At 40.1% G+C, this 22167-nt stretch carries 26 protein-coding genes; 11 read left to right on the top strand and 15 right to left on the bottom strand.

The genetic code is table 11. The annotated features are described in order from the left end of the window. Positions 1-55 precede the first annotated feature (55 nt). A complete protein-coding gene (locus ACO1XM_RS09755) occupies positions 56-367 on the bottom strand; it encodes a hypothetical protein (RefSeq protein ID WP_486228346.1) in 312 nt (103 codons plus the stop codon). A gap of 160 nt (positions 368-527) precedes the next feature. Between ACO1XM_RS09755 and ACO1XM_RS09750 the strand changes: the two genes are divergently transcribed. Continuing rightward, positions 528-734 carry a helix-turn-helix transcriptional regulator gene (locus tag ACO1XM_RS09750; RefSeq protein ID WP_486228344.1) on the top strand — a complete coding sequence of 69 codons (207 nt, stop codon included), beginning with the start codon at positions 528-530 and terminating at the stop codon, positions 732-734. 53 nt (positions 735-787) lie between these two features. Here the strand turns inward: ACO1XM_RS09750 and ACO1XM_RS09745 are convergent, their stop codons facing one another. Both ACO1XM_RS09745 and ACO1XM_RS09740 read right to left on the bottom strand, forming a co-directional pair. Continuing rightward, positions 788-1336, bottom strand: a complete 549-nt coding sequence (locus tag ACO1XM_RS09745; RefSeq protein ID WP_486228342.1) for an REP-associated tyrosine transposase — start codon at positions 1334-1336, stop codon at positions 788-790. Positions 1337-1567: 231 nt separating this feature from the next. Next, complete coding sequence (locus tag ACO1XM_RS09740; protein ID WP_486228340.1) at positions 1568-2938, bottom strand: exonuclease domain-containing protein; 1371 nt, start codon at positions 2936-2938, stop codon at positions 1568-1570. Between the two features lie 69 nt (positions 2939-3007). On the opposite strand from ACO1XM_RS09740, the gene ACO1XM_RS09735 reads away from it, so the two are divergent. Both ACO1XM_RS09735 and ACO1XM_RS09730 read left to right on the top strand, forming a co-directional pair. Beyond that, positions 3008-3358, top strand: coding sequence for a phage holin family protein (locus tag ACO1XM_RS09735; protein ID WP_486228338.1), 351 nt, complete (start codon positions 3008-3010; stop codon positions 3356-3358). 196 nt (positions 3359-3554) lie between these two features. Next, the gene (locus tag ACO1XM_RS09730; protein ID WP_486228336.1) at positions 3555-4340 is read left to right on the top strand and encodes a M57 family metalloprotease; all 786 of its coding nucleotides are present in this window, start codon (positions 3555-3557) and stop codon (positions 4338-4340) included. A gap of 43 nt (positions 4341-4383) precedes the next feature. Here the strand turns inward: ACO1XM_RS09730 and ACO1XM_RS09725 are convergent, their stop codons facing one another. From ACO1XM_RS09725 to ACO1XM_RS09710, 4 genes are all read right to left on the bottom strand, one after another. Then, positions 4384-4932, bottom strand: coding sequence for a hypothetical protein (locus ACO1XM_RS09725; protein WP_486228334.1), 549 nt, complete (start codon positions 4930-4932; stop codon positions 4384-4386). A gap of 205 nt (positions 4933-5137) precedes the next feature. Further along, on the bottom strand, positions 5138-5632 hold the full coding sequence (locus tag ACO1XM_RS09720) for an acyl-CoA carboxylase biotin carboxyl carrier protein subunit (RefSeq protein WP_486228332.1): 495 nt from the start codon (positions 5630-5632) through the stop codon (positions 5138-5140). 56 nt (positions 5633-5688) lie between these two features. Next, entirely contained in the window at positions 5689-6435 is a 747-nt protein-coding gene (locus ACO1XM_RS09715) for a copper homeostasis protein CutC (protein ID WP_486228330.1), read from the bottom strand. 2 nt (positions 6436-6437) lie between these two features. After that, complete coding sequence (locus ACO1XM_RS09710; protein WP_486228328.1) at positions 6438-7406, bottom strand: isoaspartyl peptidase/L-asparaginase family protein; 969 nt, start codon at positions 7404-7406, stop codon at positions 6438-6440. Between the two features lie 115 nt (positions 7407-7521). On the opposite strand from ACO1XM_RS09710, the gene ACO1XM_RS09705 reads away from it, so the two are divergent. Both ACO1XM_RS09705 and ACO1XM_RS09700 read left to right on the top strand, forming a co-directional pair. Then, a complete protein-coding gene (locus tag ACO1XM_RS09705) occupies positions 7522-8136 on the top strand; it encodes a redoxin domain-containing protein (protein ID WP_486228326.1) in 615 nt (204 codons plus the stop codon). A 33-nt stretch (positions 8137-8169) separates the two neighbouring features. After that, positions 8170-8592, top strand: coding sequence for a DUF1801 domain-containing protein (locus tag ACO1XM_RS09700; RefSeq protein ID WP_486228324.1), 423 nt, complete (start codon positions 8170-8172; stop codon positions 8590-8592). Here the strand turns inward: ACO1XM_RS09700 and ACO1XM_RS09695 are convergent. The 8 genes from ACO1XM_RS09695 to ACO1XM_RS09660 all read right to left on the bottom strand — a co-directional run bounded on the left by ACO1XM_RS09695 (position 8582) and on the right by ACO1XM_RS09660 (position 16060). Next, positions 8582-9115, bottom strand: coding sequence for a DsrE family protein (locus tag ACO1XM_RS09695; RefSeq protein ID WP_486228322.1), 534 nt, complete (start codon positions 9113-9115; stop codon positions 8582-8584). The genes ACO1XM_RS09700 and ACO1XM_RS09695 overlap by 11 nt on opposite strands. A gap of 6 nt (positions 9116-9121) precedes the next feature. Next, entirely contained in the window at positions 9122-10183 is a 1062-nt protein-coding gene (locus ACO1XM_RS09690) for a saccharopine dehydrogenase family protein (RefSeq protein ID WP_486228320.1), read from the bottom strand. A gap of 46 nt (positions 10184-10229) precedes the next feature. Further along, positions 10230-12749 (bottom strand): cytochrome c biogenesis protein CcsA, encoded by a 2520-nt coding sequence (ccsA, locus tag ACO1XM_RS09685; protein ID WP_486228318.1) that lies wholly within the window; start codon positions 12747-12749, stop codon positions 10230-10232. Between the two features lie 65 nt (positions 12750-12814). Next, positions 12815-13219: a cytochrome c maturation protein CcmE domain-containing protein gene (locus tag ACO1XM_RS09680; RefSeq protein WP_486228316.1), complete on the bottom strand. Its 405-nt coding sequence runs from the start codon at positions 13217-13219 to the stop codon at positions 12815-12817. 173 nt (positions 13220-13392) lie between these two features. Next, positions 13393-13605: a CcmD family protein gene (locus tag ACO1XM_RS09675; protein WP_486228314.1), complete on the bottom strand. Its 213-nt coding sequence runs from the start codon at positions 13603-13605 to the stop codon at positions 13393-13395. Between the two features lie 66 nt (positions 13606-13671). Further along, positions 13672-14334 (bottom strand): cytochrome c biogenesis protein CcsA, encoded by a 663-nt coding sequence (gene ccsA / locus ACO1XM_RS09670; protein WP_486228312.1) that lies wholly within the window; start codon positions 14332-14334, stop codon positions 13672-13674. 29 nt (positions 14335-14363) lie between these two features. Then, the gene (locus tag ACO1XM_RS09665) at positions 14364-15020 is read right to left on the bottom strand and encodes a heme exporter protein CcmB (protein WP_486228310.1); all 657 of its coding nucleotides are present in this window, start codon (positions 15018-15020) and stop codon (positions 14364-14366) included. After that, positions 15017-16060, bottom strand: a complete 1044-nt coding sequence (locus tag ACO1XM_RS09660) for a hypothetical protein (protein ID WP_486228308.1) — start codon at positions 16058-16060, stop codon at positions 15017-15019. Before ACO1XM_RS09660 ends, ACO1XM_RS09665 begins: the two co-directional genes overlap by 4 nt. Positions 16061-16140: 80 nt before the next feature. Between ACO1XM_RS09660 and ACO1XM_RS09655 the strand changes: the two genes are divergently transcribed. From ACO1XM_RS09655 to ACO1XM_RS09630, 6 genes are all read left to right on the top strand, one after another. Further along, on the top strand, positions 16141-17163 hold the full coding sequence (locus ACO1XM_RS09655) for an NAD-dependent epimerase (protein ID WP_486228306.1): 1023 nt from the start codon (positions 16141-16143) through the stop codon (positions 17161-17163). A gap of 3 nt (positions 17164-17166) precedes the next feature. After that, on the top strand, positions 17167-18420 hold the full coding sequence (locus ACO1XM_RS09650; RefSeq protein ID WP_486229534.1) for a nucleotide sugar dehydrogenase: 1254 nt from the start codon (positions 17167-17169) through the stop codon (positions 18418-18420). Further along, a complete protein-coding gene (galE, locus tag ACO1XM_RS09645; protein WP_486228304.1) occupies positions 18417-19460 on the top strand; it encodes a UDP-glucose 4-epimerase GalE in 1044 nt (347 codons plus the stop codon). The genes ACO1XM_RS09650 and galE overlap by 4 nt, the downstream gene beginning before the upstream one ends. A 93-nt stretch (positions 19461-19553) precedes the next feature. Further along, the gene (locus ACO1XM_RS09640; RefSeq protein ID WP_486228302.1) at positions 19554-20681 is read left to right on the top strand and encodes a DegT/DnrJ/EryC1/StrS family aminotransferase; all 1128 of its coding nucleotides are present in this window, start codon (positions 19554-19556) and stop codon (positions 20679-20681) included. After that, a complete protein-coding gene (locus ACO1XM_RS09635; RefSeq protein WP_486228300.1) occupies positions 20681-21265 on the top strand; it encodes an acyltransferase in 585 nt (194 codons plus the stop codon). The genes ACO1XM_RS09640 and ACO1XM_RS09635 overlap by 1 nt, the downstream gene beginning before the upstream one ends. Next, entirely contained in the window at positions 21262-22161 is a 900-nt protein-coding gene (locus ACO1XM_RS09630; protein WP_486228297.1) for a Gfo/Idh/MocA family oxidoreductase, read from the top strand. Before ACO1XM_RS09635 ends, ACO1XM_RS09630 begins: the two co-directional genes overlap by 4 nt. Positions 22162-22167 lie beyond the last annotated feature (6 nt).

Here is a 22167-nt window from a genome sequence, read left to right as displayed (position 1 = left end):
ATGGACCTGGCATTGGTTTATTAGCATGTAGGTTAGCACTTCGCTACCCAGATTATTACTTCATGGTGTTGCAATGCTTGATAAGTTTTGAATATACAAGTTGCGTATGTTCAGCTAAAGAAGAAGGGTCGTTGATACTTTCCGCGTGATTTTCGAAAAGCTGGTAACAGAAATCGTAGGCCTGGTCTGACTCCAAATCAAAGCCAAGCAGTTTTATAATGAGTTCGTCTACGTGGGGTTGGTATGGGCATCCATCCAAACCCAGATTACGAAGGGTATTAAATACCTTGCGAGACTTTAGTTCTTCTTGGATCAGAGAAAGTATTAATTCAGAGGGCAATTGAACATTTTTAAATGCAGACTCCATGGCTATTACAATTTGTTAAACTTTCGATTACTAGTTTTAAAAATAATGTATTTGGTATTAAAAATAACCATTTACATCAATAAATTGCTTTATATGGTTATTAATACGCTCAAAATCAGCAACTTAAGATATTTATATTTGTTGAACTCTATTTCAACAAATGGCAAAGAAAGTTTTTAACAGGATTAAGGCTGTATTGGCAGAGGAGGGCAGAACTAATAAAGAGTTGGCTGATCAACTGAATGTTGCAGAACCTACAGTTTCCCGGTGGTGTACAAATACCCAGCAACCTTCAATAGAAATGTTGTATGCCATTGCCAAAGTTCTTAAAAGAGATGTAAGAGATTTTTTGATTGGATTGAAGTAGAATTCTCAACCAGCGCATGCGTGCCTCGTGTGCTGAATATTATAAGCCTGTCATTACAGATAATCCATCTCAAGTAATCCTTTTTTATCTAAACAATAGTCAACAGCGCTACTGTATTTCCAATGCCAAGGTTCAGCAACAAATCCGGCAACTACGGGGTTATTATGTATGTAGTTCAGCTTTTGGTCAATAATCTTCGGACCCCAAAGTTCAATTGGTTTGTTGTTATGTTGCCACAATTGTCGGTGCTTCACATTACTACTCTTCATGCCAGCTCTTTCCATCATCCATAACAGCCATTCCCTTCGACTTTCTCGCATATTATTCTCTATTTCATGTTGCAATTTTTTAGAAGTAAATTCTTTGAATCTACCCAGCACAATTTCTGGATTATTGTCTTTGGCTCTTATAATTAAATGAACATGATTAGACATAATACACCAACAGTATATTTCTAGACCTTTATGCTTTCTGCAATAGTCCAGACTGTTAATTATTATTTCGAAATATTGTTCACGAACGAAAATGTCAATCCAGTAAACAGTAGCAAAACTGACAAAGTACAGACCGCCCTTGTCATGAAATTTATACTTCCTACTCATGGTTACAATTAACTAAACCGGATGAGCTTAGTTATTCTTATTAAGATCAATCTATCTATTAACAAGCTCAATTATTTGCAGGTGATTTAAGAACGAATCAGAATACTCTTAATGACTATCACACTTTCAATGTTTGGTTATCCTATTAAGAATATACTGTTTTTATTCGTTAGCACACGCGGCACGCGCACGCTAGGGAAGGATAATTCTGATTTGACTGGTTTATAAAATTTAAAACACAATCACCTCATCCTCTTTTACACTTGTTAAATAAGAGCTGATTAGATTGTGGATGGTGGGAGTTTCAACGCCCGGGCGTACTAATTTCTGCACATCAGTAAAAGTTTCAATGGCTTGTTTGCGTTCTGCAAAACCATGACCGTAGTAACTGCCTTCTTTTACCAACACCAATGATTTTTCATACTGTGTTCTTCCCTTGCCGATTATTACCAGGGACTCACCTTTTTGCTGAAGTGTATCCAGCATTTTTGAAACACGCTTATTATATTTTTTAGCAGTTTCTATTTCCTGGCAGGCACCATGACACTCACCCGTCTGGTGTTGAAAACACAAACCTTTTGTCACTTGCAGGCCGCATAGTTTAGGACACAATTCATAGGCATGTACTTTCTCCCACAAAAAATTCCAGGCATCACCTTTAGTACTGAGGCGCACCAGGGGTTGCGAGCCACGCATCACCGTGTTGACAGAAAAACGCAAATAACCATTTCTGTCTTCGTATGCATAAATGCCCCATTCTTCCACACGGTATTTTTGTGCCTGGTTATATTTAGGCCATAGTCTTCTGATCTCCTGCGATTCGAAAATGAGTGCCAGCATTTCATTGCCAGTTAGCTCATAGCGGATGCGGTGTATTTCGTTGCGAATATTTTGTCGGCTCCACTCGCGTGCATCCCCGGAAAAATGCCCGGCAATTCTTTTCTTAATGTTGGCAGCTTTGCCTACGTAAATAACACTGCCCCGTGCATTCAGAAAATAATACACACCGGCTTTGGCAGGTAGTGAATCAAAATCTTGCTTAGGTAAATTGGGAGGCAAAATAGTTTCACCGCTGTTGCGCTTCAGGGCTTTGGCTATCTGCCCGTCTTTGTCGCGTTGTATCAACACATCAAAAACCTTAACAGTAGCGTCTGCATCACCACTCGCGCGGTGCCTGTTGCTGATTTTTATGCCAAGACTTTCAGCGATGCTGCCTAAACTATAGGAGCGGAGGCCGGGAATAATTTTACGGCTAAGCCTGACGGTGCAAAGTTTTTTCGTTTGCCAGGTAATGCCCGCTTGTTCAAATTCTTTTTTTAGAAAAGAATAATCGAAGTGTGCATTGTGGGCAACAAATACTTTGCCCTCCAGCATGTCCAGAATATCCTGAGCCACTTCTTCAAAGCGTGGGGCGGTAAGCACCATTTCGTTAGTAATGCCCGTAAGCCCTGTTATATAAGAAGGAATGTTCCGCCCGGGGTTTACCAGCGTGCGAAAGCTTTTACCAACCTGGAGTCCATCATGGTGTACGATAGCAATTTCAGTAATGCGATGGTTCTCGGCATAGCCCCCGGTAGTCTCAATATCCACAATCGCATACATGGCGCTAATTTATGGTCAAAGCTGTATTGAAACATTGTTCGGGAGAAAGAAATGCAACATATTTATTGTATGAACTGGATTGTTAAATTTTTGCTGAGTGGTTTAGCTGTTTTGCTGACTGCTTATTTATTGCCCGGTGTAAGTGTTGAGGATTATTGGACAGCCTTATTGGTGGCATTGGTGTTAAGTCTAGTCAATATTTTTGTTAAGCCCTTCTTAATCGTGCTCACCATCCCTATCACTTTTGTTACGCTAGGTCTTTTTCTATTGGTGATAAATGCGTTGATGATTTTGCTAGCCGACTATTTTGTGGATGGTTTTTTAGTGGATGGATTCTGGTGGGCCCTACTTTTTAGCCTTATCCTGTCACTTTTTAACAGTCTTTTTGCCGATTTGACCAAAGATGGACAAAAATCGTAGCAAATTTCCTTCTGCCGACCGCTTGTCAACGACCCCCATACACGCGTTTGGGGCATGTCACAAGTTCGGTTACAAAATTTAATTCTTTTTTAGGAGGTTTTCATGAAATCTATACCTGAAATTTAAGGTGTAAACAGTATAATATTGGTTTGAATTACTATTTTGCCGCCACTAAACCTAAATACATACAAAACCTATGATGAAAAAAGTACTATCTGTAGCAGCGCTCGCAGCAGCGATTGTTATGGTATCCTGCCAGCAGGATGAAAGTTTAATTTCTCAGGAAGTTTCTCAAGTTACACTTGACAGAATTTCTGCCCTGGGATTTGGTACTCAAGATGTTCAACGTGTTGATGGTGGCTACCTGGTTGAAGGTGACATTATCCTTCACGAACATGACCTCGAAGGAGCTGCAGTAAAGAAGCACCTTAATGTCGGTAAGGCAGAACAGTACCGAACCACCAACCTGGTTTCAGGACCAAGAAACATCACTGTAAGCGTGAGTGGTAATAACATACCTGCAGCTTTTTCTACTGCTGTTAACAATGCCCTTGCCCGCTACAATGCTGAAAACATTGGCCTTACTTTTACACGTGTGGCAAGTGGTGGTAACATTGTGATCCGTTTGGTGAACACCAGACAGTACATTGCTTCTGCTGGTTTCCCTAGCGGTGGTAATCCTTACAACCAGATTAGTTACTCAAGAACGTATGCTTCTGGTTACAGCGATGGTTTCATGACAACAGTTGTTGCGCACGAAATTGGTCATTGCATTGGTTTCCGTCATACAGATTACATGGATCGTAGCTATAGCTGCGGTGGTGCAACTGCCAATGAAGGTGCTTCAACTGTAGGTGCTATCCATATCCCTGGTACGCCTACTACAGCTGATCCAGGTTCATGGATGTTGGCTTGCTTAGGTGCATCTACAAACCGTCCTTTCAACAACAACGACAAAACTGCATTGAGCTATTTATATTAATAGTTTTTCAAAAAAATAAAAAGGAGGGTAATGCCCTCCTTTTTTATTTAAGCCTTATGAGTTTGGAGCTTGACCAGAACTTTTTATTCTTAACCAGCGACATTAATTGTTTGGGTGTCGGATCGATGCGATAGTACTTTTCGTTTTCACTCAGCTCAATTACCTGCACGGGTAATTCCTTCTCCAGTTCAGATAATGATTTAACTTTCTCAGAATCATTAATAGCCATCATCATAAAAGTGAGATTACCTTTCTTATCTCTTTTAAGAACGCGTAGCAACCATTCGTTATTTTCTTTAAAACTGATAAAGTACAGCTCTTTATATTTTTTCACTACCAACGAATCGCTTATCTCGGCAGCATCAAGCCAGCTTTTCTCGCTACTGGTTTTACCATTGAGCGTTCTATAACTTTTCTCCTCAATAAGCAGGGTATCTTGAATACTATCCCCCTCTGTTGTCAGATAATAGGCCCTGAGCTCTTTAGGAAATGCTTTGAGTGGTTCTATACCTTTTGGTTGATGCGTTGGAAAGGAAACCTCATTGCAGGAAGTCAAACACAATATTGAAAAAATGCAAAGCAGTGTTTTCATATTTGTTGAGTTAATGTGGTGATTCGGTTATGAGTTGATTCGCTAATGACCGACTATGAAAAGTGAATTTGAACCGACTCAACCGCTTTACAGGTGCGATGAAACCTTACTTGACCAAAAATATAAAGATACCAAGCCCCAACTCTATGTAAATCTGTGCCAGCGGTGGCTGCTAAAGAATAGAGTAGGAAAACGTTACAAAATATTAAAACTCAATCAACACCTGATTCTTTTCAACTGAATCACCTTTCTTCACTTTTATTTTTTTAACAACGCCATCTCCGGGAGATTTTAAAATGTTCTCCATCTTCATCGCCTCCAGAATCAGTAGCTGATCGCCTGCTTTTACGGAGTCGCCTTCTGCTACTTTTAAATTGATAATAAGACCGGGCATGGGTGCCTTCACGTTGTTTACCTTATTGGCAGCGGCATTGCTAATCCCCATTTTTTCCAATAACAGATCAAACTTGTCTTTCACCTCAACAGTGTAGCGATTGTTGTTGATCTTTAAGGTTACACTTTTGGTGGTAGTATCTGTTTTAATCACTTCAGCCTGATAGCTTCTGCCTTCATGTAAAATATGAAAGTGGCCGTTGTTAAGATTTACAACGTCCCAATTAAGCACATTTCCATTCACAAAAAGTTTGTCATCCTGCTGCTCGATTGTAAAGTCTTTCTTGTTAACTGTAGCCTTTTGCATATGATTATTCTGTTACAACAAAGGTGCAAAAATTATAAATAGGTAATGCTAAAATTTCAGGAATCAGCGCTTTCTGCCAACTGGCGCATGCTTCTCACCATATCGGCATCTACCGTTCTGAGTAGAAATTCACTTCCTCCTGCCGAGCCCATACCTGTAATATTACTATTTTGATATTGCATATTACTAGGTACCTGCCTCATGGCTCCAAAGTGTACTTCTTTCACTTTAGTGGTAGAAATTATCTTTACTACATTTTGTTCATTCACACCAGAGCCAGCCATAATGCTGATTCCCCCTTGCGCTTGCTTAACCAGGCGTGCTATGGTATCTATACCCATCTCGGCCTTCAGTTGATGCCCCGAAGTGAGAATGCGATCGAAGCCCAGTGCTATGCAGTCTTCCAGGCTTTGCGAAGGATCTTTAGTCATGTCGAATGCACGATGACAAGTTACCTGCATAGGTCTGGCTAGTTTGATGAGTTCAGCACATCGTAACTTATCAAGTTGACCTTCGGGGGTCAATATGCCAAACACAACTCCGGGTATATTCAGCGTCTTGCATAGTGCAATATCGTGTTTCATGCTTTCAAACTCCTGGTCTGAGTAACAGAAATCACCACCACGTGGACGTATCATTACAAAAACCGGAATGGTCAGAAGTTTTTGTACCTGCTGAATAACCCCCGCTGATGGAGTTGTTCCGCCTTCACCCGGATTGTCGCAGAGTTCAATGCGATCCGCCCCGCCCTCCTGCGCTTTCAGTGCAGCATCTATCGTGTATACTACAACTTCCAATGTCATGTTCAATAAAAACTTTTGGCTTCAAATACTTTGTTGGGTACTTCATTTGAATAAAGCGCATAGGTAAATCCTTTATGCAAAGCATAGGCACCATACTCACCATTTTTATTAATGGCTAAAAAACCAACTTGTATTTGTTTGGATTTTTCGGGTTGCTTTTTCACGATCCTTTTCACGGCTAACTCGCAAGCGCGTTGCGGACTATTTCCTTGCCGCATCAACTCAACAACTAAATGCGAACCCACAATGCGGATTACTTCTTCACCCAAACCCGAAGAGGTTGCTGCACCAATTTCATTATCTACGTACAAACCGGCTCCAATAATTGGGGAGTCACCCAAACGCCCATGCATTTTATAAGCCATACCACTGGTGGTACAAGCGCCAGATAAATTCTGATTAGCATCTAAAGCGAGCATGCCAATGGTGTCATGGTTTTCGATGTTGACGATCGGTTTATATTCCGCTGTTTTCAACCACTCTTTCCAGGCTTTTTCAGAAGATGGTGTTAATAAATTTTCTTTAGTGAAACCATTTGCTAACGCAAATTGAAGGGCACCTTCTCCCACTAACATCACATGCGGTGTAAGTTCCATTACTTTACGGGCAACAGAAATAGGATGTACGATATGTTCCAGACAAGCAACAGCACCACAATTAGCAAACTCATCCATGATGCAGGCATCTAAGGTAACACGCCCGTCACGATCGGGTAAGCCACCGAGGCCTACCGAACTTTCATTTGGATCTGCTTCAGGCACGTGTACACCCTTCTCAACAGCATCCAGGGCGCGGCCATTGGTACTCAAAATCTTCCAGGCCTCTGCATTAGCGCCTACACCGAAGTTCCAGGTGGAAATAACGAGGGGTTTTGTAACGCGTTTTGAAGGGGAGGATACAAAAGATTGTAATGGTAATAGAGAAGCAAGCGCTCCGCTTACCTTAAGAAACTGTCTGCGCGATGTTTTCATAAAAAAATCTTGATTTCAAGGTAAGGCAAAATAAGATCAGGAAAAACGATAATTATATACATAGTGCAATCCACCTATCACCTGCATTCCGTATATAGCAGCATAAAACGAGATTATGAAACTGGAAACAAACGTTGGTGCGCCTCATTTTAAGTTAATGGACATCTACGACAGAGAGATAGACCTGAATAATTATAAGGATAAGCGACTTTTTATTGGCTTCTTCCGCCATGCCGGATGCCCTTTTTGCAATTTGCGTGTGCATGCCCTTACAAAAATTCACGAAGAGTTGAAGAGTAAAGGCATGGAAATGATTTTCTTTTTTGAATCGAAAAAAGAAGTTTTGTTGAGGAGTATTTTCCACAAAGAGGTTTCTCCTATTCCATTGATTTCAGACCCTCAAAAATTAATGTATGCAGCCTATGGTCTGGAGCCCTCTGCGGCTATTGCTACTAAAAGTCATCTTACCTCTTTTGTACAAACGGCCTTTAAAGCCAGTATGGCGGGAGTACCCATTCACTTAATGGCCGATGGTGAATCCATCAATACCATTCCTGCAGAATTTTTAATTGATAAGGGACTTGTTGTCAAGAAAGTACATTACGCAAAAGGCTTAAATGACCGCATTAGTATTGATATTATTAAAGATTTTGCTGATAAAGGCGAACAAGCATTAGATGAATGGAAAATGAGTCAGGGTGTAAAACCTGCTGCCATAACCTTGTCATAACCCCAAAGTAATTTTATCCGTAATTATCGGGTAATGACCACGTATACATCAGTTGATGACATAATTCTTACACTTTCTCAAGATGAACAATTGATTGTTAAAAAATTGCGGTCAATTGTTCTGGATTGCTTACCAAAGGCTCAAGAGAAATTGAATTATGGCGCCCCTTACTATGTACGTAACAGAATGATCTGTTTTATTTGGCCCCCGTCCAATAATTGGGGTGTTCAGACCAAACCCGGTAAGCATGCTGACAAAGGTGTTAGTTTTGGTTTTTGTCAGGGTAATTTAATGGCCAACAAAGATGGCGCGCTTCTAAAAGAAAACCGTAAACAGGTTTATTGCATGTATTTTAAAAAGCTAAGCGAAATTAATGAGCAACAAATCAGGACTTTGCTGTTTGAGGCAGACTTAATCGATCAGACTTTTTCGAAGAAGAAAAAAGCTAAAATTTAAATGCAGCGTATCCCTTTAATTGATAAGTGCTTACCGTTGTCAGCATTGAAGTAGCAATCTTTATTTCAGGCAATAGTTTTTTGCTATCTATTTGCCGGGCAATAAGCGATTGCCCGCAAACAAAGAGTTGCACACCAGCTTCATCCAACGCTTTGTAGAGTGCAATATTAGGATTATCAGTTTTATATTTTGCTTTATATTGATCGTTTTGCATAAGGGTGTAAGCAGCTTCACCATGAATGGCCACTACTACTTTTATTTTTTCTTTAGGTACACCCCCAACAGCATGTAAATTAATAAGACGGGCTACGTTGTTTAGCGCATAATTGAGTTCACCGGCTTTTTCAGATCCTGAGAAAACCTCAATAACGATGTTGTAATTCAGGGAAGGATCGGGTTTTTCTGCAGCATTGGGTATTTCAAAAATACCGCCATAATTTTTTATAATAGGGAATACACGCTCTTGTGCCTGAAGCGAGCTGCATAAGAAAAGTATTACAGTAATGGTCAGCAGATTTTTCATAGGATATTATTTTTCGTCAGTACGAGTTGTTGTTTCTATTTGAAGAATGAAATCCGCACCAAAATATTGGGCAGGGGTAAAATAACCAGCGCGTGGATTTTCCTGTAGTAATCGATGGGCAATAAGTACAGAAGTTTTGGCAGTAAGGCTGTAACCATTGATGGTCTCTAACCGGCACACCTTCGCCTCACCTTTCTCATTCCACACTTTCCCCCACAAATAACTGCGTCCTTGATTTCTTCTTTCTTCAGTCGGGCCGGCAGGCTTTTTATCCACTTGTTTCAGTAAATATTTTTTTAACCATGTGCTACGCAATAACCAATTCAAATACTTACTCCCCTTTGCGCTACGCATCGCAGTTTTGGACACACCACTGTATACTTCAATGTTGGGAATTTTTGTGCTTATCCAGGCTGTGGCGATATCACCCCAAGGAATACACAATGTTTGTCTGCTAAATGTACCAAAGTTGATATCCAAAGTTCTCTCACCTAAATCAATGCTTTTTAATTTACCATTTTCACGGATACAGCTGCCATATCCCATGCCCTCAATCATCGTTTTACTGGTGCCGCGTGAAAGTCCGCCTTTGCCCATGGTAAAAGCAAGTTGTAAGTGTGTGGCGTCCGGCAAGGCATTTTTTAAATACAAGGCCAGACAATCAGAAGGCACAACATCAAAGCCAGCACCGGGCATTACAAGAATATTGGCTTGCTGGGCCTCATTATTTAATGCGGCCAGCTTCTCAAATATTTCATATTCCCCACTAATGTCGGTGTAATGCGTTTGTGCTTCAACACATGCTTTAAACATCGCCAAAGCTGTATGTCGAAAGGGACCAGCGCAATGGATAACTAAGTTGGCTCGCTTGAGTAGTTTAACCAAGGCAGCGTGATCATAGCTTTCAACTACCTGAAATGGATAATTATATTTTTCAGATTGGGCTCTTAATTTTTGCGCATTTCTGCCAGCCAGTAAAACTGTTAAGCCTTTTCGTCTACACTCCTCAGTAATAAGCTCACCGGTGTAACCATACGAGCCATAAATAATGCACTGAAATTCCCTCACGTGTTTTTGGTTTACACGTCAAGGTAAGCTATTTCGAAAAAAGATGTTACTCCTGACCTTTTTCTTTCATGAGCTGAAATTCGCGGTACCTGCGCAGCATGGCGATTGTAAAGCCTGCCATTAACACAAGTGTTCCTATCCAAAGAACGTTGATGAGTGGTTTTTCGAGAGATTTTATTACGACCCAATCTTTTTGACGTGTGTTGGTGCCGATGGTAAATTCGTTGGTTTCTGGATGAATATTAACTAAAGTGAACAGCACACCCAGTTGAGGAATTTCTGCACTGATGCGTCCTACCATTTTGTCGCGGATGAGGAAGTAGGGCTCAGCGATGTACTCTTCTCTGGCGCCCTTTACTTTTATGGTCGCTTTTACCGCTACATCATCTTGCGATAAGATTGTTCCAGGTACTTCGTTTACTTTAACTACGCTGGTTACAGTGCTCACATAATCATTTGCGAAGAAATCTTTATTGATGGCTGTTCTTAACTCCTGCATTTCACTCCATTCTTTTTCTTCATCAGGTTTCATGATAGAAGAAGTGTAGGTATAGAAGTCGGACTTAAGCGTTCTGTGTATATCGGGCGAAGAAAGTATTCCCCCCATATCCGGATTGATCTGTGCTCTTGGATAGAGTTTGTAAACCTTGCCATCTTTTCTGAATTCAATTTCATAGTAAGTATTTTCACCAAACACCTGTAAAGTGTCTTTGGCTTTATAGCCATTACCATCTTTGAGCGCAACCACTTTATCCTCATCGGGTGTAAGTTGTACATCGTATTTATCAATGTAGCTATCACCGTTTCTCAATTCAAGTTTCTGACTGATGTATTCAATATCATAACCCGCCATGGTGCGGGGCTCGTGTAAAAATAAAAGTAAGTTGTCGCGGTTAAATTCTTCACCGGCATCACGCGAATAAAGTAAACCGGTATTGTTTAGTGACACTACAGTTGAGTAGCCTGAGGAGAACAAGATGCCGAGCAACATCATACCCATACCAATGTGGGCAATGGCTCCACCAGATAAGGCGGGACTATTTTTGAGAATAGATAGCAGGATTTTACTGTTGCCAACAATTGTAAAGACAGCAGCGATAATGAGTAAGAGATAAGCCGGCTGTGTTACTTTACCAATGGTGATAATGATAACCGATATCAGCAGGGCAATAAGTACAGGTACTTGTAATTCCTTTTTAAGTTCAGCCTTGTCAATTTTTTTCCACCAGAAAAACTGACCCACGGCAGAGAGTAAACCAATTACGATGGCAAACCAAATTTGAAATTTGGAATAGTAAGCAATCTGGTCTGGTGGAGGTGCCATGTTAGAGCTTGCACCAAAAAGTGTTACAAACTTATTCCAGACAGGAATGGAAGTAGGTAACAATACCTGGAAACCCATAAGGCAAAGCGTAGTAGCACCCATGAAGATCCAGAACTCACGTGAGTAAACCGAAGCTTCTTTATCACTGCTTGGAATTTCTTTCCAGCGAATAACAGCCAGTACAATGGCGCCAAAAAGAAACACCAATAGATAGACAAGCAACTGACCAGACAAACCTAAATCGGTGAAGGAGTGAACAGAGGCATCGCCCAATACCCCACTTCGTGTAAGAAAAGTTGAATACAGAATGAGAATGAAAGTGGCAATTACTAAAATGATTGAAGCCTTTAAAGCAGTCTCGCTATTTTTATACGTGATCATCGTGTGAATAGAAGCCACCAGAATCAACCAGGGTACATAGACAGCATTTTCTACCGGATCCCAGTTCCAATAACCACCGAAGTTCAGTGTTTCATAAGCCCAGTATCCACCCATTAAAATACCAAGACCTAAAACGGCACCAGAGAACAAGGCCCATGGTAATGCTGGCCGCACCCAGTCGCGGTATTTCTTTAACCATAAACCAGCCATGCAGAAGGAGAATGGGATAAGTGTAGACGCAAATCCTAAAAACAAAGTAGGTGGGTGTATCACCATCCAGTAATTTTGGAGGAGCGGATTTAGTCCAGTGCCATCTTCAGGAATAAACTCCGGTTGCATCTTAAATATTGGAGCATCAGCCATCGACTCGCGCAATAAAATAAATGGCGAACTGCCGATTTTGAAATCGATGATAGGTAAAACTACACCCAGAATCATGGAAGCAAGAAAAGCCTGCACTAATGAGAAGATTGTCATGACAGGACCTTGCCAAAACTTATTGGTGTGAATGAGCACAATACCCAATATAGCCTGCCAGAACATCCACAATAAAAAACTACCCTCCTGGCCATTCCAGAAAGTAGAAATCAAATAATGTGTGGGTAATTTTTTATCGGAGTGGCTATACGCATAATGATATTCGAAGTAATGCTTGGCAAGAATGGTAAATAGGGTAATAGAAATACCAAGTACAGCTAAAGCGTGTATATAGAAGCTTATTTTACCATTCAGTAACCAGGCCTCTTTTTCGTTAATGTCTTCCTTGCCTGTTGCTTTAAAGTAAGCAAAAAATGCAGCCAGCGAAGAAATGAAAGTAAGTATAACTAAGAAATGACCAAGGTTACCAATGAAATAATGCATGTTATGTTTTAGAAATTAAAGCGCCATCAGCGTCATGAAAGTTTAACCACAAGCCGAGCGTAGTTTTAAACGTTAACTGTTTCTTCCTGATACTTGGAAGGACATTTGAGAAGAATTTTTTCGGCAACAAAATTGTCGCCCTTGTAGCCGCCAATTACTACCACCTTTTCTGACTTGGTAAAATCGGCAGGCATGGGTTGGTTGTATTGTACTATTTGTTCCTTTTGCTGGTCGTCAATCATGATAAAGGTGAAAGAAACCTTATCAGCACCTTCATAAATACCAACCACATTGCCCAGGTTATCTTTTTTCAATTCACCCACTACATGTATCTGCGAGGTGTTGCCGTTAGAGGCCATTTGGTAGGCATCTTTAAAAGTAACGTAAGTGCTGGCATCATTACCTGTGCTAATAACAATGGCAATGGCTACTGCAATAACAAGGATCAGAAATATGTGTGATTTTTTCATAAGCTTATTAGACTAATTATGGAGACCAAACAACTACACAAAATGGTCAGTTTCTGAAGCCATTTCACCGGTATAAAATCAGTGTCAAAATTACAGTAAAACACTGAAGGCTGGTGTGATTTTTATCACTAAACAAGGCCGATCTTAACAAGTTTTAACAAGCTGAAAACCGCTTACTTCTTAAATTCTTTTTCGAGCCTGTCCAGCTTGCGATCCAGCACAAATAAGTAGGCAATAAAGCCAAGCAGCACGATAAGGATAATGCCAACAACAACATAGATTTTGCCATTGGCACGCATGGTATCAGCCATTTCAACTTCCGCGGCCTGGGCATAAGCTGCAAGGCTGCATAATGACAAGATAGTAAGTATCAGAAATTTTTTCATAAGGTATTATGTAAGGTCACTACTCCAGTTAACAAGCTACTAAGGTGCTTCATTGCCCGTTTGCGCTTATTTTTCTGTTAAATGATTTTGTAAGGTTCTGTAACGTATGCGGATGGAAACTATCCACAGCCCAATTAAAAACCAGGCCGCAACGGCCGGGTAAAAAATAAGCCTCATGCGACTATCCAGGTCGTAAGCATTGAAGCCTGGGTTGCCACCATTACCCGGATGCATAGAGTCGGTAAGACGTGGAATAATGAAAATGAGAGGAATCATAGCAGCAAATGCAAATATGTTATAAACAGCACTGAGTCTGGCCTTTTGTTCCTCATTTTCAATAGATCCCCTTAATACGAAGTAAGCCAGGTAAACCAGGAGGGCGATGGCAGCACCATTTTGTTTAGGGTCGCCATGCCAGGGAGAGCCCCAGGTGTAATTTGCCCATAGCATACCCGTTAGAATACCCAAAATGCCAAAAGCAGTACCAACATGGGCATATTCCACCGATTTTATGTCGGCATCAGATAAGGGATTGCGTAAAAATTTAACAGCATAATAGACTGAAACCATATACAGTAGCACCATACCAAACCACATAGGTACATGGAAATAAAGTGCCCTTACCGTTTCGTTAAGAATGTTTAAACGAGGCGCTTCTAGTAAAAGCCCACCCAAATGGACATAAAGCAAGAGTATAACGGCCAGGTATTTCCACCAGTCTTTTTTCATCGGCACAATTTCAAATTTCAAACAGCTGATTAGCTGCGCCAAATATACGGGAAGAGTAAATAAGCGAGGGCTGTTGCAATACAATTTATTGCAAGCAGGTTGAGTAACTCGTCATAACTGGCGGCAAGATCAATTCCATCGAGGGCATTTTTAGTAATGCGAATAGCCATGAGTAGAATCGAAATTAACACCGGGAAGCTGAGCACAGCCATTAAAATATTACTGTTATTGGCTTTAGAAGCAATGCCGGAGATCAGGCTGAGCGAACTTGAAAAACCAATACTAGTCAACAATAAGGTTACAATAAATAATTTTAGGTCGTGAATAGGATTGCCAATAAGCAGACTAAACAAAAGCAGACCAGCCAGCGACAGGAGAAGCGCCAGTAAGGTATTGTAAATTATTTTTGATAGAATGATAGCTTGAGGAGAGGCAAGACTGTAATAGTATATAGTGAGACCCCTTTTTTCACCAATAAAACTTTTGGCCAGACTGTTAACTACACTGAATAAAACCACCAACCAGAAAAGTGCCGACCAAGTGGCAGCATTGATAGTGTTTTGGCGTAGTGCAAAAGTGATGTAGCAAATAAAAGTGAGGCTAAAAAGATAAAGTCCGATACCAGCGATAACGGACTTTTTTCTTAGTTCGAGCGTAAGTTCCTTTTTAAGGAGCGCTATAATCATGATTGCGCTTCAGCTTTTTTGGATAATGCAGACAAGTAGCGATCAAACTTAAACATACCAAGAATCAGATATCCCAAAATCCAAGAGGCTAAAAATGAGATGGCAAGAATTTTTGGCAAACTAGCACTATCCGGCTCTTTAAAAGATGTCAAACCATCCACAACCTCAAAATCAGGCTTTACCGACAATTGATAATCAATATTTTGAATTTGACTATGCACTTCTAAATCCTGTTTGAATACATCTAAGGGATTGGTTAGATACTTATCACTGAGAATAACATTATTAGAGCCAGGTCGATTGTTTTCTTTTGCCATGGAGGCGAAGTTTTCAAATAGTACAGCCTTTAAACTATCAAGCTTTCTAGACTCCCTTTGAAGTTTGGCCTTGCGTTCAAGTAGGGTTCGCTCATTGGCAGCAATTCTATTTTGAATAAAAGAATTGTCTTTAATATAATTAACTAGCGCTTGCTCCAGATTTTTAATGATTTCCGGGTCAAGTACTTTAACTTCAATTAAAAAAGCATTTTTATTTTCCACTTCTATTTTTGTAATGATCTTATTTACAAGATCTTTTTTCTCCTCAGCTACGTTATTTAGCTGTTCCTTAAGAACTTCTATTTCAACAAGATCTTTCTCAGAGACGAAGGCTCTAGCGTCAAATTCTTGTATGTTTTTAGCTGTTGTAATGTCAATTTTTAACTCTGTAGCTAAGCCGGTCCTCTCTTTTTCATCGCAAAGAAGATTAAGTTTCTCAATTGTATTATCAAGAATGCGATTGTTAAGGTAATCGCAACTTATAATCATTGAGGATGCGTACCTTTTCTCTATGAAAACTTCAGACATTAAAGCACTAATGATTAATCCTGTAGTTATTACCACGCTAAAGAAAAGCTTATTTTGAAAAAACAACAATCTTAGGTCGGCAAGTGCATTAAGGATGCCTTGTCCGAAGTTGCTAAAGCCTTTCCCGATCCATCGAAAAAGCTGAGACAGATCAATTTCATCAGAGCTTGTGCTTTTCACCTTATTATCTTCCATAAGTTCAATTTGGTGCAAATCTAACACAAGAAAACCAGCTTAAAATCAGCTTTTTTTGATAATTTTGCACAATTTTTAATATGAAGATTCAAAATAGGGTTTTAGTAACAGGTGCAGCAGGTTTTATTGGTTTCCACCTCACTCAAAAATTGACTTTATTGGGCTACCATGTGGTGGGGTATGATAACCTTAACGACTATTACGATGTCAACCTTAAGCGGAGTCGTTTAGCAATTTTACAGTCCATTCCCAGTTTTCATTTTGTAGAAGGAGACCTTACAGACCGTGCTAAACTCAACGAACTTTTTACTAAACATGCGTTTGACTTTGTGGTGAATCTGGCCGCACAAGCTGGTGTTCGCTATTCATTGACTAACCCACATGCTTATTTAGAAAGCAATCTTCACGGCTTCTTAAATATCCTGGAAGCCTGCAGGCATAATAAGATTAAACATTTGGTGTATGCTTCATCAAGCTCCGTTTATGGTGCTAATAAGAAGATGCCCTTCTCTGTTCATAATAATGTAGATCATCCCATTTCTTTATATGCTGCATCCAAGAAGTCGAATGAGTTAATGGCCCATACTTATTCTGCGCTGTATAATCTTCCAACTACAGGTCTGCGCTTCTTTACAGTCTACGGCCCTTATGGAAGACCAGATATGGCATTGTTCATCTTTACAAAGGCTATACTGGAAGGTAAACCAATCGATATTTACAATTATGGTAAAATGAAGCGCGACTTTACCTATGTAGATGACATTGTAGAGGGGATAGCCAGGCTTATCCCAACCATCCCGGTACCTGATAAAAACTGGGATGGGTTTACGCCAGATCCGGCATCGAGCTTTGCACCTTACAGGATTTACAACATAGGCAATAATCAACCAGTGGAGTTAATGGCCTTTGTTGAAGCCATAGAGGATAAGCTTGGTATAAAAGCCTTGAAAAATCTACTTCCCCTCCAGGAAGGGGATGTGCCAGAGACCTATGCTGACGTTCAAGCTTTAATGGATGCAGTTGATTTTAAACCGGATACTTCGATCAAACAAGGCATTAGTAATTTCATTGATTGGTATAAGCAGTATTATAAAATTAAATAGTGTATTGTGAAGAAAATTGGAATCATTGGGCTAGGATATGTGGGGTTGCCCTTAGCAGTAGAGTTTGGAAAGGTAATTGAAACGCTCGGCTTTGATATAAATACACAACGTATTGATGAACTTAAAAGTGGTCATGATCGAACACTTGAAGTTGATGTTGTAGAATTAAAGGCCTCATCAAAACTTAGCTATTCTTCTAATGCAGAAGATCTCAAATCAGTGCAATATTTCGTAGTAACTGTTCCAACACCTGTTGACGAATATAAAAAACCTGATTTATCACCACTTGTAAGCGCCAGCAAAACAGTAGGTGCTGTTTTAAAGAAGGGGGATATCGTTATTTACGAATCTACTGTTTATCCGGGCTGTACGGAAGAGGTTTGTGTGCCAGTACTTGAAAAAGTAAGTGGGTTAAAATTCAATGTTGATTTCTTTTGTGGCTACTCACCAGAGCGTATTAATCCAGGAGATAAACTGCATAGAGTAACATCGATAAAAAAAGTAACCAGCGGTAGCACACCTGAAGTGGCAGAGGAGGTTGATGCACTTTACCGAAAAATCATTGTAGCAGGAACACACAAAGCCTCATCGATAAAAGTGGCTGAGGCGGCTAAAGTAATAGAGAACTCACAACGAGACATCAATATTGCTTTTGTTAATGAATTATCGATGATTTTTGAGCGAATAGGCATTGATACTAGTGAAGTATTAGAAGCGGCAGGGACTAAGTGGAATTTTCTACCCTTCAAACCAGGCTTGGTAGGTGGACACTGTATTGGTGTCGACCCCTATTACCTTACCTATAAAGCAGAAAGTCTGGGTTATCATCCAGAAGTTATCTTAGCTGGCCGCAGGATTAATGACAACATGGGAGCGCATATTGCATCAAGGGTTATAAAACTAATGGCGCAACATAAACTACCAATATACAATGCGGATATCCTTGTGCTAGGTATAACTTTTAAGGAAAACTGCCCCGATATCAGAAACAGTAAAGTAGTAGATGTAATTAATGAGTTGAAGAGTTTCGGTACAAATGTAGATGTTTACGATCCGCAGGCAGATGCCGCTGAAGTCAGGCATGAATACGGATTACAGCTTGTCGAGAAGCTATCAAAGAAGTATCACGCGATTGTGTTAGCCGTTTCTCATCATGATTTTCTTAACATAGACTTAAGTAATTTTAAGCAGGCCAACGCAGTACTCTTTGATGTAAAGGGTGTTTGGAAGGGCGAAGAAATAGCTGGAAGATTATGAAAAAACCTGATTCAGTAATTGCCGTAACCGGTGGAGCAGGCTACATTGGTTCGCATACAGTTGTTGAGCTATTAAAAGCAGGCCACAAAGTTATCATCATCGATAATTTGTCGCGCAGTGATAGAACATTATTGTTAGCTATAAAAGAAATTACCGGAATAGAAGTGCCATTTTATCAGGTCGACTGTACTAATGAAAATGATTTAAATATGGTTTTTGCTGAAAACAAAATAGATGCAGTCATTCACTTTGCTGCATATAAAGCCGTAGGAGAATCAGTAGCGAAGCCACTTGATTATTATGAGAATAATTTATTCTCGTTAACGACACTCCTTCGCGTTATGCAAAAGGCGGGAGTAAAAAATCTGATTTTTTCTTCTTCATGCACAGTTTACGGAGAACCTGATAGTGTACCTGTTACTGAGCAGTCGCCAACCAAGCCAGCTAACTCCCCCTACGGTGCAACCAAACAAATGTGCGAGCGAATATTAGAAGATGTAGTGGCTCTGGGCATCAATGCTGTATCACTACGCTATTTCAATCCCATTGGGGCACATCCTTCCGGGTTAATTGGCGAACTGCCTTTAGGGACACCCAATAATTTAGTGCCATTTATTACGCAATCGGCAGCGGGTGTAAGAGGCGCACTAACAATCTTTGGCAATGACTATAATACACCAGACAAAACCTGTGTAAGAGATTATATACACGTCTCGGACCTTGCTGACGCTCATGTTAAAGCACTTGAGTTTATTGGCCCAAATGAAAATCATGGCCTTCATTTTTTTAATGTTGGCACAGGCATTGGTTGCTCAGTACTTGAGGTTATTCAAACTTTTGAAAGTGTGAATGGAACAGAGATCAACTATACATTTGGCGAACGTAGACCAGGTGATGTTGAGAAGGTATATGCAGATCCAACCTTGGCATTTGAAAAACTTAAGTGGAGACCTAAATATAGCCTGAGAGACGCTTTGCAACATGCCTGGCAATGGGAAGTCAATTTTAGAAAGAGTAAAAAAACTAATCATGAATCTTAATAAATAATCAGAGTATAAATCTTTGATTTTCGGAAATAACGTTAGAATAATTTCCCGCATGTATAAAATAAGAAATAGAGCTACGAGAAACACATGAATAAAATTGTAATGGTCGATTTGCATACGCAATACCAGCGTATAAAAGAAGAAATTGATCAGGCTATTCAAGAAGTATTAAATAGCGCTGCTTTTATTCAGGGAGAGCAGGTACAGCAGTTTGCTCAACTATTGGCAAAGTACAATGCCGTTGAACATGTTATACCATGCGCCAACGGGACAGATGCCTTGCAAATAGCGATGATGGCACTGGACTATAAACCGGGCGATGAAGTTATTTTACCTGTCCACACCTATGTGGCCACAGCTGAAGTGATTGCGTTATTGGGTTTAACGCCAGTGTTTACAGAAGTAAACGGGGATACCTTTAACATTGATGTAGCTCAAGTTGAAAATAAAATAACACCTCGCACCAAAGCCATTGTACCGGTGCACCTTTATGGTCAGTGTGCAGATATGGAGCCTCTATTAAATATAGCCGAGCAACACCAGTTGGATGTTATTGAAGATGTAGCTCAGGCCTTGGGAGCAGTATATACTTTCAGTAATGGAAAACAAGCACATGCAGGTACAATGGGCACCATTGGCACAACATCATTTTTTCCCTCTAAAAATCTTGGTTGCTATGGAGATGGAGGAGCTTTATTCACACGTGATGAGCAGCTTGCAAAAAAAATTAGGATGATTGCTAATCATGGACAAAGCATAAAATACCAACACGACATTATCGGGGTTAACAGTCGCCTGGATACCCTGCAGGCAGCCGTACTTAAGGTTAAACTCCAGTACTTAGATCAGTATACTGAGGCAAGAAATAAAGCTGCTGATTTCTATTGCGAACAATTAAAGAATATTAGGGGATTACAAACCCCTGTAAGAGTAAAAAACTCAACACATGTATTTCATCAATATACACTGAAGATTAGCGATGGCAAGCGTGACTTTTTAAAAAAACACCTGGAGGACAAAGGTGTGCCCACCATGATCTACTATCCTATACCTTTGCATTTGCAGAAAGCCTATAAGAAGGAAGGGTTTGGAGTAGGTTCATTTCCACTTACCGAGTCCCTCTCAAAAGAAGTACTCTCCCTACCAATTCATACAGAAATGAAAGAGGAGCAACTAAATTATATAGCGAATAGCATTAAGGAATTTTTTAGCTAATGGAGACCAAGCCTTTTGAAGCACATGCAACTGCAGTAATAGACGAAGGTTGTGAAATAGGATCAGGTACAAAGATCTGGCATTTTTCTCACATCATGCCCAATTGCAAGATTGGCATGAATTGTAATATTGGACAAAATGTAGTCATTTCACCAGAAGTTGTACTGGGTAATAACGTAAAGGTTCAAAACAATGTTTCCATTTACACCGGTGTAATTTGTGAAGATGATGTTTTTCTGGGGCCTTCTATGGTGTTTACAAATGTGATAAACCCACGCAGTGCCATCAACAGAAGAGGTCAGTATGCAAAAACAATAGTAAAAAGGGGGGCCTCAATTGGTGCTAACGCCACTATTGTATGCGGCCATGACATTGGGAGTTTTGCTTTTATTGGTGCGGGAGCCGTAGTAACTAAAAATGTTCCTGATTATGCACTGGTGGTTGGAAATCCCGCTAAGCAAATTGGTTGGATGAGTGAATACGGCACTAAATTGAGATTCGATAAAAACGGAGAAGCTACTTGTGAAGAAAGTGGTGAACGTTATAAGTTAGAAGCTGGCCAAGTAAAGAAAATAGTAAAATGAAAAAATTTGCATTGATAGGCGCTGCCGGTTACATCGCCCCCAGACATCTTCAAGCCATAAGAGACACTGGTAACCTGTTGGTGGCAGCTTTGGATAAATCCGACACCGTGGGTATTATGGATTCATACTTTCCAGAAGCAGATTTTTTTACAGAGTATGAGCGATTTGATAGGCACTTAGACAAATTAAGAAGACAAGGTAACGGAGTTGATTATGTAAGTATCTGTTCGCCAAATTATCTGCATGATTCACATATTCGATTTGCTTTGAAAAACAGTGCACATGCGATTTGTGAAAAGCCATTGGTGCTAAATCCCTGGAATGTAGATGCGCTGGCTGAGATTGAAAAAGAGACAGGAAAAAAAGTTTATACCATTTTACAATTAAGACTTCATCCGGCCATTATCGCATTACGCGAACGCATAGCGAATGGACCAAAGGATAAGATTTATAATGTGAAATTGAACTACGTAACATCCAGAGGGCATTGGTACCACACCAGTTGGAAGGGCGATATTTCAAAATCAGGTGGTATTGCTACGAATATAGGGATACATTTTTTTGATATGCTTATCTGGGTTTTTGGAAACGTAAAAAATATAGAAGTAAGTAAACTGAGCAATGATACGGGTGTAGGCTATCTTGAATTAGAGCGTGCCCATGTACATTGGCATCTCAGCATTAATTATGAAAATGTACCAGATGAGTTAAAAACAAAGGGTAAGAGAACTTACAGGTCACTAGTAATGGAAGGCGAAGAAATTGAATTCAGCGATGGCTTTACAGACTTACATACCCGTAGCTACGAGCAAATTCTGGCAGGTCAAGGTTTTGATCTTGAGGAGGCCAGACCTTCAATAGAATTAGTGCAAAAGATTAGAAATTATGCGCACTAAGAGGAT

The organism is Chryseotalea sp., assembly GCF_057350905.1.
Note: the sequence above shows the minus strand (reverse complement) of the source record. Positions and strands in the feature narration are given on the sequence as shown.